14 protein-coding genes are annotated in these 14,786 nt (G+C 60.7%); 12 read left to right on the top strand and 2 right to left on the bottom strand.

Annotated elements, in window-relative coordinates:
• The first annotated feature begins 1 nt into the window (after position 1).
• Genes AC1D2N_RS22555 through AC1D2N_RS22565 form a run of 3 tightly spaced genes read left to right on the top strand, consistent with a single transcriptional unit; the run spans position 2 to position 3,530 of the window.
• Complete coding sequence (locus AC1D2N_RS22555; RefSeq protein ID WP_130654004.1) at positions 2-1,525, top strand: ABC transporter ATP-binding protein; 1,524 nt, start codon at positions 2-4, stop codon at positions 1,523-1,525.
• Positions 1,522-2,622 (top strand): ABC transporter permease, encoded by a 1,101-nt coding sequence (locus AC1D2N_RS22560; protein ID WP_047620483.1) that lies wholly within the window; start codon positions 1,522-1,524, stop codon positions 2,620-2,622. The genes AC1D2N_RS22555 and AC1D2N_RS22560 overlap by 4 nt, the downstream gene beginning before the upstream one ends.
• Entirely contained in the window at positions 2,619-3,530 is a 912-nt protein-coding gene (locus AC1D2N_RS22565; protein WP_130654003.1) for an ABC transporter permease, read from the top strand. The genes AC1D2N_RS22560 and AC1D2N_RS22565 overlap by 4 nt, the downstream gene beginning before the upstream one ends.
• Positions 3,531-3,624: 94 nt before the next feature.
• Here AC1D2N_RS22565 and AC1D2N_RS22570 read toward each other — a convergent pair whose 3' ends face one another.
• Positions 3,625-4,158 (bottom strand): NUDIX hydrolase, encoded by a 534-nt coding sequence (locus AC1D2N_RS22570; protein ID WP_018246789.1) that lies wholly within the window; start codon positions 4,156-4,158, stop codon positions 3,625-3,627.
• Positions 4,159-4,254: 96 nt separating this feature from the next.
• Between AC1D2N_RS22570 and AC1D2N_RS22575 the strand changes: the two genes are divergently transcribed.
• The 5 genes from AC1D2N_RS22575 (at position 4,255) to AC1D2N_RS22595 (ending at position 9,446) form a co-directional block, all read left to right on the top strand.
• Positions 4,255-4,899, top strand: coding sequence for a DUF47 domain-containing protein (locus AC1D2N_RS22575; RefSeq protein ID WP_018246790.1), 645 nt, complete (start codon positions 4,255-4,257; stop codon positions 4,897-4,899).
• Positions 4,899-5,903 (top strand): inorganic phosphate transporter, encoded by a 1,005-nt coding sequence (locus AC1D2N_RS22580; RefSeq protein WP_018246791.1) that lies wholly within the window; start codon positions 4,899-4,901, stop codon positions 5,901-5,903. Before AC1D2N_RS22575 ends, AC1D2N_RS22580 begins: the two co-directional genes overlap by 1 nt.
• Positions 5,904-6,370: 467 nt before the next feature.
• Positions 6,371-7,684 carry a CmpA/NrtA family ABC transporter substrate-binding protein gene (locus AC1D2N_RS22585; RefSeq protein WP_130654002.1) on the top strand — a complete coding sequence of 438 codons (1,314 nt, stop codon included), beginning with the start codon at positions 6,371-6,373 and terminating at the stop codon, positions 7,682-7,684.
• Positions 7,685-7,743: 59 nt separating this feature from the next.
• The gene (gene ntrB / locus AC1D2N_RS22590; RefSeq protein ID WP_130654001.1) at positions 7,744-8,637 is read left to right on the top strand and encodes a nitrate ABC transporter permease; all 894 of its coding nucleotides are present in this window, start codon (positions 7,744-7,746) and stop codon (positions 8,635-8,637) included.
• A gap of 11 nt (positions 8,638-8,648) precedes the next feature.
• Positions 8,649-9,446: an ABC transporter ATP-binding protein gene (locus AC1D2N_RS22595; RefSeq protein WP_130654000.1), complete on the top strand. Its 798-nt coding sequence runs from the start codon at positions 8,649-8,651 to the stop codon at positions 9,444-9,446.
• Positions 9,447-9,538: 92 nt separating this feature from the next.
• On the opposite strand, the gene AC1D2N_RS22600 is transcribed toward AC1D2N_RS22595, so the two are convergent.
• Positions 9,539-10,213 (bottom strand): GntR family transcriptional regulator, encoded by a 675-nt coding sequence (locus AC1D2N_RS22600; protein WP_018246795.1) that lies wholly within the window; start codon positions 10,211-10,213, stop codon positions 9,539-9,541.
• A gap of 338 nt (positions 10,214-10,551) precedes the next feature.
• Between AC1D2N_RS22600 and AC1D2N_RS22605 the strand changes: the two genes are divergently transcribed.
• Genes AC1D2N_RS22605 through AC1D2N_RS22620 form a run of 4 tightly spaced genes read left to right on the top strand, consistent with a single transcriptional unit; the run spans position 10,552 to position 14,782 of the window.
• On the top strand, positions 10,552-11,679 hold the full coding sequence (locus tag AC1D2N_RS22605) for a BMP family ABC transporter substrate-binding protein (protein ID WP_130653999.1): 1,128 nt from the start codon (positions 10,552-10,554) through the stop codon (positions 11,677-11,679).
• Positions 11,680-11,699: 20 nt separating this feature from the next.
• Positions 11,700-12,827 carry an ABC transporter permease gene (locus tag AC1D2N_RS22610; protein ID WP_028732379.1) on the top strand — a complete coding sequence of 376 codons (1,128 nt, stop codon included), beginning with the start codon at positions 11,700-11,702 and terminating at the stop codon, positions 12,825-12,827.
• Entirely contained in the window at positions 12,827-13,753 is a 927-nt protein-coding gene (locus tag AC1D2N_RS22615; protein ID WP_130653998.1) for an ABC transporter permease, read from the top strand. Before AC1D2N_RS22610 ends, AC1D2N_RS22615 begins: the two co-directional genes overlap by 1 nt.
• Positions 13,754-13,765: 12 nt before the next feature.
• Complete coding sequence (locus AC1D2N_RS22620; protein WP_130653997.1) at positions 13,766-14,782, top strand: formamidase; 1,017 nt, start codon at positions 13,766-13,768, stop codon at positions 14,780-14,782.
• The last annotated feature ends 4 nt before the right edge of the window (positions 14,783-14,786 follow it).

Here is a 14,786-nt window from a genome sequence, read left to right on the forward strand (position 1 = left end):
CATGACGACCCCGCTCCTGTCGCTGCGCGGCATTTCGAAGAGCTACGGCCAGATCCACGCCAATCAGGCAATCGATCTGGACGTGGCTCCGCAATCGATCCATGCGATCCTCGGAGAAAACGGAGCGGGAAAATCGACGCTGATGAAGCTGATCTACGGCGTCGAGCAACCGGACGACGGCGACGTCGTCTGGGAAGGAGAACCCTTGCGCCTCTCCTCCCCCGCCGAGGCGAGGCGCCACGGCATCGGCATGGTCTTCCAGCATTTTTCGCTGTTCGAGACCCTGACCGTCCTTGAGAATATTCGGCTGGTCGTGCCGGGTCGCAAGGCTGAGCTCAAGCAACGCATTCGGACGCTTGGACGGGAATTCGGCCTTGAGGTCGACCCGCTCGCCCATGTGCATGCGCTGTCGGTCGGCGAGCGGCAACGGGTGGAGATCATCCGAAGCCTGATGACCGATCCGAAGCTGCTGATCCTCGACGAGCCCACCTCCGTCCTGCCGCCGCAATTGGTGGAGAAGCTCTTCGACACGCTGCGCCGGCTGCGCGACGGCGGCGTCTCCATCCTGTTGATCTCCCACAAGCTGGAAGAAATCCGGGCGATCTGTGACCGGGCGACGATCCTGCGCGGCGGACGGGTGACCGGGGATGTCGACCCGCGCGAATATGATGCCCATGACCTTGCCCGTATGATGATCGGTCGCGACATGCCCGCCCCCATCTCGGCGCTGCCGCTGTCTGGCGGGGAAAAGCGACTGGAGATCATCGGGTTGGATTATCAGCCCGACGATCCCTTCGCGGTGCCGCTCTCCGGCATCAGCCTCGAAGTGCGTGCCGGCCAAATCCTTGGGATCGCCGGTATTTCGGGCAACGGCCAAAGCGAGCTTGCTGCATTGATTTCAGGTGAGACGGTACTGGGGCGCGACCAACGCGACCGGATCTACATGATGGGGATCGATGTCGGCAGGCTCGATGCGGCCGCGCGGCGGAGGCTCGGATTTGCCTTCGTTCCGGAAGACCGGCTCGGACGCGGCGCCGTACCTGAAATGTCGCTCGCCCTCAACAGCCTGCTGACCGCCCATCCGCTCAAGCTTTTGCGGCACGGTCTCGTCGACAGGGCGCGGGCGATGGCGTTCACCAAGGATTGCATCCGTCAGTATGATGTGCGCACGCCAGGCCCGGATGCGGAAGCCGGCACCCTGTCCGGCGGCAATCTGCAGAAGTTCATCGTTGGCCGGGAAATCATGCTGTCTCCCCAATTGCTTTTCGTGGCGCAGCCGACCTGGGGCGTCGATATCGGCGCTGCATCCGCCATCCGCAGCCGCCTGGTCGCATTGCGCAATCAGGGCATGGCGATCCTCGTCATTTCCGAGGAGCTGGAAGAACTGTTCGAGCTCTGCGATTCCATCCAGGTGCTGCATCACGGCCGGCTCAGCCCGCCGCTCGCAACGCGGGACACGAAGCCCGAGGAGATCGGCCGATACATGACCGGGGCTCAAGCCTCGCCCGAGAAAGTCCATCTATGAGTGCTTGGTCCCCTGCTTTCGTTCCCACCCTGGTCCGCCGGGAGCGCGCCTCGCTTGCTGCGACCTTGCTGGCGCCCGTCATAGCACTTGTCATAGCAATCGCGCTCAACCTCGGCCTTTACATCTTGATGGGCCGTGACCCTGTCGCGGTCGTTTATGCGATGCTTTTCGAGCCTTTCCTCTCCTGGGCGTCATTTTCGGAAGTGCTTTTAAAGGCAGGCCCGCTCCTTCTGATCGCACAGGGACTGGCGATCGGCTTTCGCGCCAAGGTCTTCAACATCGGCGCCGAAGGCCAGTTCATTCTCGGTGCGATCTTCGCCTCTGCCATTCCGGTCTGGTTTCCGCAGGCAACGGGCCAGTGGATCTGGCCGGCAATGCTGCTGCTCGGCGCCATCGGCGGCGCACTATGGGCTTCTCTCACCGCTTTCTGGCGCGTGCGCCTCAACGCCAACGAGATCCTCGTTTCACTGATGCTGAGCCTCGTTGCGGCGCAACTGCTGAACTACCTGCTGCTCGGCCCCTGGAAGGATCCGAACGGCTTCAACTTCCCCCAGTCGGTGATGTTCCAGTATGATGCGATGGTGCCTACCCTAATCGCCGGTACCCGCCTCAATGTCTCATTCCTCATCACGCTCGCCTTGTCGGTTGCGGCCTGGGTTTTCATGCAGAGGAGCTTCATCGGCTACAAGCTGCAGGTCGGCGGTCTGGCGCCGCGGGCTGCCGGCTATGCTGGCTTTAAGGAAGGTTGGGCGATCTGGCTTTCGCTGCTGATCGGCGGTTTTGCAGCTGGTCTTGCCGGTGCCGCCGAAGTCGCAGGCCCGCTCGGCCAGTTGCAGCGTTCGGTCGCGAGCGGCTATGGTTATGCGGCCATCATCGTCGCCTATCTCGGCGGCCTGCATCCGATCGGCATCGTGGTCTCGGCGCTGGTCATGGCGGTCATCTATATCGGTGGCGACAATGCCATGGTCTCGGCCAACCTGCCGATCGCCGCCGTCCGTGTCTTCCAGGGTAGCCTGCTGCTCGCTTACCTCATCGCCGTCGCCTTCGTGCGCTACCGCCTTGAATGGCGCCGCGCCGCCCATCGGAGCCTGTCATGAACGCGATCGAGTTCATTCTTGCCGGCATGCTTGCGGCTGCGACACCGTTTCTTCTGGCAGCCCTCGGCGAACTGGTGGCCGAACGCGCCGGCGTCCTCAACCTCGGGGTCGAGGGATTGATGGCCTTCGGTGCCGTGCTCGCCTTCATTATCGTCTACCAGGGCGGCGGACATCTCCTGGGCTTCGTCGTCGCGGGGCTCGGCAGCGCTGTCCTTTCGCTGCTCTTCGCCTTGGTCACACTGGGATTCCGGGCAAACCAGGTGGCAGCCGGCCTTGCCATCGGCATCCTTGGCCAGGGCCTCTCCGCGCTTTTCGGCAAGACCTATGAAAGCCTCACGGTCAGGGGACTTCCGAAGCTTGCCCTTCCCGGGCTTTCGGAATTGCCGATTGTCGGCGGCCTCTTCGTCCAGGACATCGTCGTGTGGATTTCACTCGCCGCGACCCTCGCTCTCTGGGCCATGTTTGCCTACACCAAGCTTGGGCTCATCGTCCGCGCCGTTGGCGAGAACCCGAAGGCCGCTCACGCGATCGGTTATTCGGTAATGTCAGTCCGCGTTCTCGCTATCGCCTTCGGCGGTGCGATGGCCGGCTTCGCCGGTGCCTATGCGTCGGTGGTCTATACCCCACTCTGGGCCGACGGGATGATCGCCGGGCGCGGCTGGATCGCCATCGCCCTCGTCGTTTTCGGGACTTGGCTCACCGGCCGGATCTTCCTCGGGGCCTGCCTGTTCGGGGCGGTCTCGCTGATGGGGCTTGCAGCCCAGGCAACCGGACTGGACGTTCCCTCGCAATTGCTCTCGAGCCTGCCATATCTCGTCACGATCATCGTGCTCGGCATCATCTCCGCTGACCGTCGTCTGCTGAAACTGAACGGCGTCGCTTCACTCGGCGAACCATTCGAGCGATAGGGGTGCGGAAGGCGGGTTTCGGGATCAAACACCTACTGCATAATTCCTTAAAAAGACGCGCGGCGCTGTAACGTGTCGCCGAAAAAGCCCGTGGTCAGCCGCGATCGCGTTTCTTGCCACCGCGCGCGTCAAATTGGACGAGCAGCGACTTGAGTTCGATCTCGCGAACGCGTCTTGCCGCTTCATCCGGGCTGACCCATTCGAGAATACGCTGACCCCGCTCCTTGAAATCGCCGCTGACCTCCGTGACTTCAATCTGAAACATGTCGACGATACAGGGCGCCACATCGCCATTGTCGAGTTCTTTCAGATAGGTATAGCGGCCGACCGGCTTCTTCTTCACCACCCCGCGTACGCCTGCCTCCTCCCAGGCCTCGATTGCTGCTGCTTCGAAAGGCTTTTTCCCCTTCATCGGCCATCCTTTCGGGATGACCCAGCGCGCGCTCTCGCGAGACGTGATCACCAGGATTTCGACCTCGGATCCGGCATTGCCGTGACGGAAGCAAATAGCACCATATTGTTGACGGAATGCACCGGCGAACAGCACTTCAGGAACAGCAGCGAGCTGTCGCAGCAGTGGTTGGGACTTGTCCGGTCGAGGCTTCCTGGCTTTTTTGCTAGGTGTCATATTGATTGAATTACCGAATTTGCATGTTGCTTCAATTGCCTGAGCGTGTTTATGACACTTTTATGACAATCGGCCGCACGAGGAAGGTTCGCAGGCATGATGAGCATTTTTCGCAAGCTGATGCCACGGGAAGACAGATTCTTTGAAATGTTTTCCAAGCACTCGAAGACCGTCGTTGCTGCGGCGCACGCCCTCGATCAACTTCTGAAGGGCAATGACGTTCAGGAAAACTGCGATCGAATCGTCGCATTGGAAAACGAGGCGGACGACGTCACGCGTGACGTTCTTCTTGCCGTTCGACGAAGCTTCATCACGCCCTTCGACCGGGGAGACATCAAAGACCTCATTCAGTCGATGGATGATGCGATCGACATGATGCACAAGACAGTCAAGACGATCCGCTTGTTCGAGCAATCCAGCTTCGATCCGCTCATGCAGGAGATGGGCAGTGAAATCGTCAAGGCGGCAAACCTTGTCGCGGAAGCGATACCCCTCCTCGACAGATTGGGAGCCAATGCGCAGCGCCTCGCGGCCATCGCGGAGGAGGTCACCCGAGTGGAGGGACGTTCCGATGAGCTCCACGACCAGGGTTTGAAGGATCTGTTTCTGCGACATGGCGCCAGCGGCAATGCGATGGCCTACATGATCGGAAGCGAAATTTACGGAGAGCTGGAGAAAGTCGTCGACCGCTTCGAGGATGTCGCCAACGAAATCAGCGGCATTCTCATCGAGAACGTCTGATGGAAGCCTCCCTCGCTCTGCCGCTGCTTGTCGGCTTGGTCGTCGTCGCCCTGTTCTTCGATTTTCTCAACGGTCTGCATGACGCGGCCAATTCGATTGCCACGATCGTCTCGACCCGCGTCCTGCGGCCGCAATATGCGGTCGCCTGGGCAGCATTCTTCAACTTCATCGCATTCCTGTTCTTCGGCCTGCACGTGGCCGAAACACTGGGGACCGGCATCATCGATCCTGCGATCGTTTCGCCTCAAGTGATTTTCGCCGCACTCATGGGCGCCATCATTTGGAATATTCTTACCTGGATTTTCGGGATTCCGTCGAGCTCGTCGCATGCGCTTGTCGGTGGGCTGGTGGGGGCCGGTCTGGCAAAGGTGGGCTTCAGCTCGATCGTCTGGAACGGCCTCCTAAAGACCGTCGGTGCCATTTTCCTTTCGCCAGCCATCGGCTTCCTGCTTGCCCTCGTGCTGGTGCTCGCCGTCTCCTGGTTATTCATCCGGCAAACGCCGTTTGCGGTGGATCGCACATTTCGCGTCATGCAGTTTGTGTCTGCTTCGCTTTATTCGCTTGGCCACGGCGGGAATGATGCGCAGAAGACGATGGGCATCATCGCGGTGCTCTTGTTCAGCCAGGGATATCTCGGCCCGACATTCTACGTGCCTTTCTGGGTGGTCATTTCCTGCCAGTCGGCAATGGCTCTCGGGACGCTCTTTGGCGGATGGCGGATCGTTCATACCATGGGGTCGAAGATCACCCGGCTCAATCCCATGCAAGGTTTCTGCGCAGAGACGGGCGGAGCGTTGACACTCTTCGGAGCGACGTGGCTCGGTATTCCCGTTTCGACGACGCATACCATCACCGGAGCAATCGTTGGAGTGGGCGCAGCTCGTCGTGTCTCGGCCGTGCGCTGGGGATTGGCCGGCAACATCGTGATAGCCTGGATCGTTACGATGCCAGCGGCTGCAGCAATATCCGCAGCGTTCTACGGCCTCGTATCCTTGCTGCAATGAAATGAGGTGATGGCGAGGCAATCGCCACGCTTGCCCTTCCCTCTTGAGCTTTGCTGCTGGCAAATACCGACGAATAAAGCGAGCAGAACCCATTCTGCCGCCTGCGTCGTGTAGCTTCGATATTGCGTGCACTGCACAAATAGAGCGCTCCCATGACCGCCACTACGCTAGCAATCGCACAAAACGGAAGCAGAAAATAGAAAGCCTAAGAAATAAGCATTCGTCAATTCTTACCATTTCTCCTTTTGCTTCATGCTGTTACCAATTCCTCTCGAAATTGGCACGCTGCTTGCAGGTTCTGAGACGCATCGGTCAACGGCGACCGGTGCAGATAGGCGCGGCATAAGCGCCTACAACAGACACCGACGTCGCAAGGTCTTTGCAATCCGGGATTCTCTCATCCCCTGGACGCAAATTCCGGCGGCGTTTTTTTGTGTCCAAATTCAGCCAGCAGAGGGAACCTGCGCATGACAAAGAATTTGCAGACTGGGATTTCGACAACCGGCATTACCCGCCGCAGCATGCTCAAGACGACCGCAGCGGCTGCCCTCATCGGCGCCGTCAAGGCTGCCTTTCCGTCCGGCGCCTTCGCAGCCGGAGCAGGCCCTGAGGTGACAGGTGTCAAGCTCGGCTTTATCGCTCTCACCGATTCCGCACCGCTGATCATCGCCAAGGAAAAGGGCTTTTTCGACAAGCATGGCCTTCCGGAAACGGATGTGGCCAAACAGGCATCCTGGGGTGCGACCCGCGACAATCTCGTGCTGGGCGGCGCAGCAAACGGCATCGACGGCGCCCATATCCTCTCGCCGCTCCCCTATCTCATGCATACCGGCAAGGTGACGCAGAACAATAAGCCGGTGCCGATGGCGATCCTCGCCCGGCTCAACCTCGACAGCCAGGGCATTTCCGTCGCCAAGGAATATGCCGAAACCGGCGTGCAGCTCGATTCCTCCAAGCTGAAGGCGGCATTCGAGAAAAAGAAGGCGGAGGGCAAGGAGATCAAGGCCGCCATGACCTTCCCGGGCGGCACTCATGACCTCTGGATCCGTTACTGGCTCGCCGCCGGCGGCATCGATCCGAACAAGGACGTATCGACCATCGTCGTGCCGCCGCCGCAGATGGTTGCCAACATGAAGGTCGGCAACATGGACGTCTTCTGTGTGGGCGAACCGTGGAATGAGCAGCTCGTCAACCAGGGCATCGGCTTTACCGCAGCCACCACCGGCGAGCTCTGGAAGGGCCATCCCGAAAAAGCGCTCGGACTGCGCGCCGACTGGATCGAAAAGAATCCCAATGCTGCCAAGGCCCTGCTGATGGCTATCATGGAGGCTCAGCAGTGGTGCGAAAGCATGGACAACAAGGCGGAGATGGCTGACATTCTCGGCAAGCGCCAATGGTTCAACGTTCCGACGAAGGACGTACTCGGCCGCCTCAAGGGCGACATCAATTATGGCAATGGCCGCGAGGTCAAGGCCACCGACCTCTATATGAAGTTCTGGAAAGACGGCGCATCCTACCCGTTCAAGAGCCACGATACCTGGTTCATGACGGAGAACATCCGCTGGGGAAATCTGCCGGCGAGCACCGACATCAAGGCGTTGGTCAACCAGGTGAACCGCGAAGACATCTGGCGCGAGGCCGCCAAGGATCTCGGCGTCGCGGCGGCCGATATTCCGGCATCGTCTTCTCGCGGCAAGGAGATTTTCTTCGACGGCAAGGTCTTCGACCCGGAAAATCCTTCCGCCTATCTCGACAGCCTTTCGATCAAGGCTGCCTCCTGACCCCGGCCTCCGGCGCGCGACGGGCGCGCCGGCCTTTCATTCACGTGAGGAGCGCGTTGATGTCCGCCCTGGCAAATAAAGAAAATCCCTCCATGGCCGCCTCTGCCAAGCCGGCAGCAAAGGTTGTGCCATTTTCCGGCAAACACGGATCGCGGATCGATTTTCGTCGAGCGGCACTGACCGCACTTCGCAATGTCGTCCCGCCGGTCGTCGTGCTGGCACTTATCCTGCTCGTCTGGCAGGTGCTCTGTTCATCGGCGGATGCGTCTTTGCCTTCGCCGCATCGGGTCTGGCAGGATAGCTTTGACCTGATCGCCTTTCCGTTTTTCAACTACGGCTCCCAGGATATCGGGCTCGGCTGGCGCGTGCTCGTTTCGCTGCAGCGCGTCGTTTATGGCTTTGGCCTTGCCGCGGTCGCTGGCGTCATTGTCGGTGCGATCATCGGCCAGTCGGTCTGGGCGATGCGTGGCCTCGATCCGATCTTCCAGGTACTGCGGACGGTTCCGCCGCTCGCCTGGTTGCCGCTGTCGCTCGCGGCATTCCAGGATTCCAACCCTTCGGCGATCTTCGTTATCTTCATCACTTCGATCTGGCCGGTGATCATCAACACCGCCGTCGGCGTCCGCAATATCCCGCAGGATTACCGCAATGTCGCCGAGGTGCTGCGCCTCAATCAGTTCGAATTTTTCTGGAAGATCATGCTGCCATCGGCAGCGCCCTACATCTTCACCGGCCTCAGGATCGGCGTCGGCCTCTCCTGGCTCGCCATCGTCGCGGCCGAAATGCTGACGGGCGGCGTCGGCATCGGCTTCTTCATCTGGGACGCGTGGAACTCGTCGCGCCTTTCGGACATCATCGTCGCGCTCGTCTATATCGGCATCGTCGGCTTCGCTCTCGACAAACTGGTGGCTGCGCTCGGCAAACTCATCACCCGCGGCGCCATGGCCAACTGAGGGAGGTATTTATGAACGCCTATCTTAAGCTCGATCATATCGACAAACATTTCGATCGGGGCGGCGTCCGCGCCGAGGTCCTGAAGGATATCAACCTGACGATATCCGCAGGCGAATTCGTCTCGATCATCGGCCACTCGGGTTGCGGCAAGTCCACTCTCCTCAACCTTATCGCCGGCCTGACGCCGGTTTCGGCGGGCGCCGTGCTGCTTGAAAACCGAGAGGTCAACGGACCGGGACCGGAGCGCGCCGTCGTCTTCCAGAACCACTCGCTGCTGCCCTGGCTGACGGTCTATGAGAACGTCAATCTCGCCGTCTCCAAACTCTTCAGCAGAACGAAGACCAAGGCCGATCGGCATGACTGGGTCATGGCCAACCTCGACCTTGTGCAAATGGCGCATGCGAGGGATAAGCGGCCTTCAGAAATCTCCGGGGGCATGAAACAACGCGTCGGCATTGCCCGCGCACTTGCGATGGAACCGAAGATCCTGCTGCTCGACGAGCCCTTCGGCGCACTCGATGCGCTGACCCGCGCCCATCTTCAGGACGCGGTGATGGAAATCCACGCACGGCTTGGCAATACGATGGTGATGATTACCCATGACGTCGATGAAGCGGTGCTGCTGTCCGATCGCATCGTCATGATGACCAACGGCCCGGCGGCCCGTATCGGCGAAGTGCTCGATGTGACCATGCCCCGCCCCCGCCATCGCATCGAGCTCGCCTCCGATCGGACATATCTCAAATGCCGTGAAGCCGTGCTGAAATTCCTCTATGAACGCCACCGCTTCATCGAAGCGGCGGAGTAGAAACCGGGGAATAACCTCGGCGCTTGCCGGCTTTGATTTTTTTGTCTTCGTGGCGGGTCCGGCAGCGCCTGATTTTAGGCGTTGGGCCCTCTTTATTCCCCGGGCGTTGCAAAGACCGCGCTGGCATCGCTGACAATTTCCACATGGGAATATGCCGCCTGCCCCGCGGCGGCTGCGTCCGCGCGCATGATCGCGGTGACGATCCGGCCGTGCTCCTCATAGGATTTTGCCAGGCGCCCGGGCAGACGGAACTGTGCCCGCCGAAAAGGCGCGAGCCGCGCCCGCGTCTGCGTCACCATCTCGAAGACATGATCATTATGCGCGCCACGATAAAGCCGGGTGTGAAATTCGGTATTGTGAGCCGAATATTCTTCCTCCGCGCCGGCATGCACGAGCCTCACCGATCCCCGATGCTCCAGCTCCAGGGCGCGCCGCTCGTCGACCGTCATACGCTCGGCCGAGAGCCTGGCGCAGATCGCTTCGAGTTCGGCCATCGCTTCGAACATCGAATGCAGATAAGCCTCGGTGACATTGGTAACGACGGCACTACGGTTTGGCTCACGCGCAATCAATCCCATGGCGCCCAGCTCACGCAGAGCCTCGCGTACCGGCGTGCGCGAAACGTCGAAACGAACCGCGAGCGACACCTCGTCCAACTTCGCGCCCGGCAGGATTTCACCCGTGACGATCATGTCGGCAATCGCTCGCACCATCTGTTCGACGGTGGTTCCGGTACGGATCACTTCTCTGCGCCTAGTCTGCTTCACAATACGAATCTGCTCACGTCAACATTCTGCATACAGATGCGGTTCGAGACTCGATAAGTCAAATCTAGCGGAGAAGATATTGTTAAATTTTCGCTTTCTGATGCACGAGCACCTCAGGCAATCCGACTTTATGCCAACCGCGCAGTAACAATGAACAAGAAATATCTATTGATTACTTTTTGCGCAAAGATTCGATCAATCTGCATGCACTTTGCAATGCGCAGATCTTGTCGTTTCAGATAAGCTATAAAAAACAATATATTAATTTCTGGCACATGCATTGCATGCACTTTTCTGTACCCGTTCACAACCGGCCCAGCGCCGCAAGGAGCATTCCGATGACCAAACTCCTTTCCATGAACCGCCGCAATTTCCTCCAGGCTTCCGCTGCCGGTGCGCTCGCCGGCGCCATGCCCGGTCTGATCGGCTCCTCCGCCGCAGCCCAAACCGCGCTGACCGTCGGCTTCATCTATGTCGGCCCCAAGGACGACTACGGGTATAACCAGGCGCATGCGGAGGGTGCGGCCGTTATCAAGGCGCTACCGGGCGTGACGCTGGTCGAAGAAGAGAATGTGCCGGAAACCGTCGACGTCCAGAAGACGATGGAATCCATGATCAACCTGGACGGCGCGACCCTGCTCTTTCCGACCTCCTTCGGCTATTTCGACCCACACATGCTGGCCGTGGCCGCTAAACATCCCGACATCCAGTTCCGGCATTGCGGCGGTCTCTGGCAGGAAGGCAAGAACCCGGCCAATACGGGCTCCTATTTCGGCTATATCTTCCAGGGCCAGTATCTGAACGGCATCGCCGCTGGCCATGCGACGAAGAGCAAGAAGATCGGCTTCGTCGCCGCCAAGCCGATCCCACAGGTTCTGCAGAATATCAACGCCTTCCTGCTCGGCGCACGCACGGTCGATCCTGGTATCACCTGCCAGGTGATCTTCACCGGCGAATGGTCGCTTGCCGTCAAGGAGGCCGAAGCCACCAATGCGCTGGTTGACCAGGGCGCCGACGTCATCACCTGCCACGTCGACAGCCCCAAAGTGGTTGTCGAGACGGCTGCCGGCCGCGGCGCCTACGTCTGCGGCTATCACGCCAACCAGAGCCCGCTTGCTCCCGAAAAGTACCTCACCGGCGCCGAGTGGGCCTGGGGTAACGTCTACAGCGACTTTGTCAAGAAGGCGCAGGCCGGCGAAAAGCTCGGCAACTTCGTGCGTGGTGGCCTGAAGGACGGCTTCGTGAAGATGAGCGCGCTCGGCCCCGGCGTGTCCGCGGAGGGCCGCAAGGCCTTCGAAACCACGCAGGTGGAGATGATGAAGGGCGGCTTCTCGGTTTTCAAGGGACCGTTGAAGGACAATAAGGGCGACACCGTCGTGGCTGCCGACAAGAGCTATGCCGAAGATGCGATCGAGCTCGAAAGCATGAATTACCTGGTCGAGGGCGTCGTCGGGTCCACGGCGTAAACCGCGAAGGGAGAAGCGCCATGACCATCGAGGCCAATGATCCCGCAATAGCCATCGTGGAAAAACCGGCTTCGCTGCGCCCCGTCCTCGAATGGATCGCGCGGCGAGCCGAGCCTGTTGTCATCGGCCTTGCGGCCATCCTGATCGGTCTTGCGCTCTTCTCCCTCTTCATCCTGGCGGTCGGCAAGTCGCCGGCCACCCTCTTTCAACTGATGTATACCGGCGGCTTCGGCAGCTGGTTTTCGGTGCAGAACAGTTTAAGTCGTGCCGCACCCCTTCTCCTGACGGCACTCTGCGTCGCCCTGCCCGCCCGTCTCGGCCTCGTCATCATCGGCGGGGAAGGAGCGGTCGTGCTGGGCGGCGTTGCCGCCGCAGCCATGGCTCTGCCGCTCGCCGGCACCGCGCCTGTTTTCCTCACCCTCATTCTGATGGCAATCGCTGCCATGGTGGTCGGCGGCATCTGGATCGGCCTTGCCGGTTTCCTGCGCCATTACCGCGGCGTCAACGAAACCATCTCCTCGCTGCTGCTCTCCTATATCGCCATTGCCCTGATGAACCAGTTCGTCGAAGGGCTGCTGCGCGATCCTGCAAGCCTCAACAAGCCGTCGACCAGGCCGCTGCCGGCGGAATACATGCTCGGCAATATTCCCGGCATGGACGTGCATTGGGGTCTCGTGATCGGCATCCTCGCCTGCATGCTCTCCTGGATCGTGATCGAGGCGACGAGCTACGGGTTTGCCGCCCGCATCGCCGGCGGCAACGTGCGCGCCGCGCAGATCCAGGGACTGCCGGTTGGCAAGCTGATTGCCGGATTTACCGCGCTTGCCGGCAGCTTTGCCGGCCTGGCGGGCATGATCGAAGTGGCGGCGGTGCAGGGAAGTGCCAATGCCTCGCTTGCCGCCGGCTACGGCTATACCGGTATCCTCGTCGCCTTCCTCGCCAGGCACAATCCGCTGGCGATCATTCCGGTGGCGATCCTGCTCGGCGGCATCGACGCCTCGGGCGGTCTCATCCAGCGGCGCATGGGCCTGCCGGATGCGACTGTTCTGGTGCTGCAGGGGACGCTCTTCATCGTCATTCTCTTCTGCGAGACCTTCTACGGCCGCTTCAAGATCTTCAATCCCGACCTCTGGAAAAGGAGCCTATGATGGAAGAGACAGGCATCGGCATCTGGGGCGTGCCGCTGGCGATCTTCGCAGGCGCCATTCGCGTTTCCACCCCCTTCATCTTCGTCAGCCTCGGCGAGACGATCACCGAACGCTCCGGCCGCATCAATCTCGGCCTCGAAGGCACGCTGGTCTTCGGCGCCATGACGGCCTATGCGGTGGCCGTCATGACCGGCTCGCCGACCCTTGGCGTGCTGGCCGCAATGATGGCGGGTGCGATCTTCGGCCTCATCCACGGCTGGATCTGCAAATTCCCGAAGGTCAATGACATCGCCATCGGTATCGCCATGATGCAGTTCGGTCTCGGCATGGCGTTCTTCCTAGGCAAATCCTTCATTCAGCCGGTCGCGCCGAAACTGCCCTCGATCCCGCTCGGCGGCTGGTCGAGCATTCCGCAGGTGCAGGCGGCGCTCAATATCAACGTACTGTTCTTCATCGGCGCGGCACTTGCCCTCTTCCTGTTCTGGGCCTTCAAGAACACCCGCATCGGCCTGATCCTGCGCGTCGTCGGCGACAGCACCGACGCGGCCCGGGCCATGGGCATCCACCCGGACCGAGTTCGCCTGCTGGCGACGGCAGTGGGCGGTTCGCTGGCGGCAATCGGCGGCGCCTACCTCTCGCTCTACTATCCGGGCTCATGGAACGAAGGCATCTCGTCAGGCCAGGGCCTGATGGCCGTGGCCCTCGTCATCTTCGCCCGCTGGAACCCGATCGGCTGCTTTCTCGCTGCCCTGCTTTTCGGCGGTGCCGGCGCGCTCGGCCCGGCGCTGCAATCAGTCGGCGTCACACAAGGCTACTACCTTTTTTACGCCGCGCCTTACGTGCTCACCCTCATCATCCTGATCGCCACCTCCTCGCCCACCCGCTCGCTCGCCGGTGCGCCGGGTGCGCTGTCGCTCACGAAATAACGGAGCATCCCGATGAACGGACTTGGCGGTCTCAACAAATCCGAACACGGTGTCGGTATCGGCCTGGTGCAGCTCCAACTGCCGGTGACCGTCACCAAAGTGGACTTGGCAAAACAGACGCAGGTGATCGTCGATCTGGTGGCCAAAGCGCGGCGCAACCAACCGGGCATGGACCTCGTGGTCTTTCCCGAATACGCGCTGCATGGCCTTTCCATGGACATCAATCCGGAGATCATGTGCACGCTCGACGGGCCGGAGGTCGCGGCCTTCAAGCAGGCCTGCAGGGACAACCGGATCTGGGGCTGCTTCTCGATCATGGAGCTGAACCCTGGCGGCATGCCCTACAACTCCGGCATCGTCATCGACGATCAGGGCGAGTTGAAGCTCTATTACCGCAAGATGCATCCCTGGATCCCCGTCGAGCCCTGGGAGCCCGGCGATCTTGGCATCCCTGTCATCGAGGGCCCACGGGGCGCCAAGCTCGCGCTGATTGTCTGCCATGACGGCATGTTCCCGGAGATGGCGCGCGAATGCGCCTATAAGGGCGCCGAAATCATGATCCGCACCGCCGGCTACACGGCGCCGATCCGCGATGCCTGGCGCTTCACCAACCAGGCGAACGCCTTCTGCAATCTGATGATCACCGCGAATGTCTGCATGTGCGGCTCGGACGGCACGTTCGATTCCATGGGTGAAGGCATGATCTGCAATTTCGACGGCACGATCATCGCCCACGGCACCTCCGGCCGGCCCAACGAAATCATCACCGCCGAGGTGCGTCCCGACCTGGTGCGCGAGGCCCGGCTCGGCTGGGGCGTGGAGAACAATATCTACCAGTTCGGCCATCGCGGCTATGTCGCCGTTGCCGGCGGCGCCCAGGATGCGCCCTACACCTACATGCACGACCTTGTCGCCGGCAAATACCGCCTGCCATGGGAAGACGAGATAAAGGTCAAGGACGGCACGTCCTGCGGATTTGACAAGCCGATGCGCCGTTACGGCGACCCCCTCAAACCTGCCGCGGAATAGGAGA

It is taken from the genome of Rhizobium sp. P1_B8 (genome assembly GCF_056406515.1).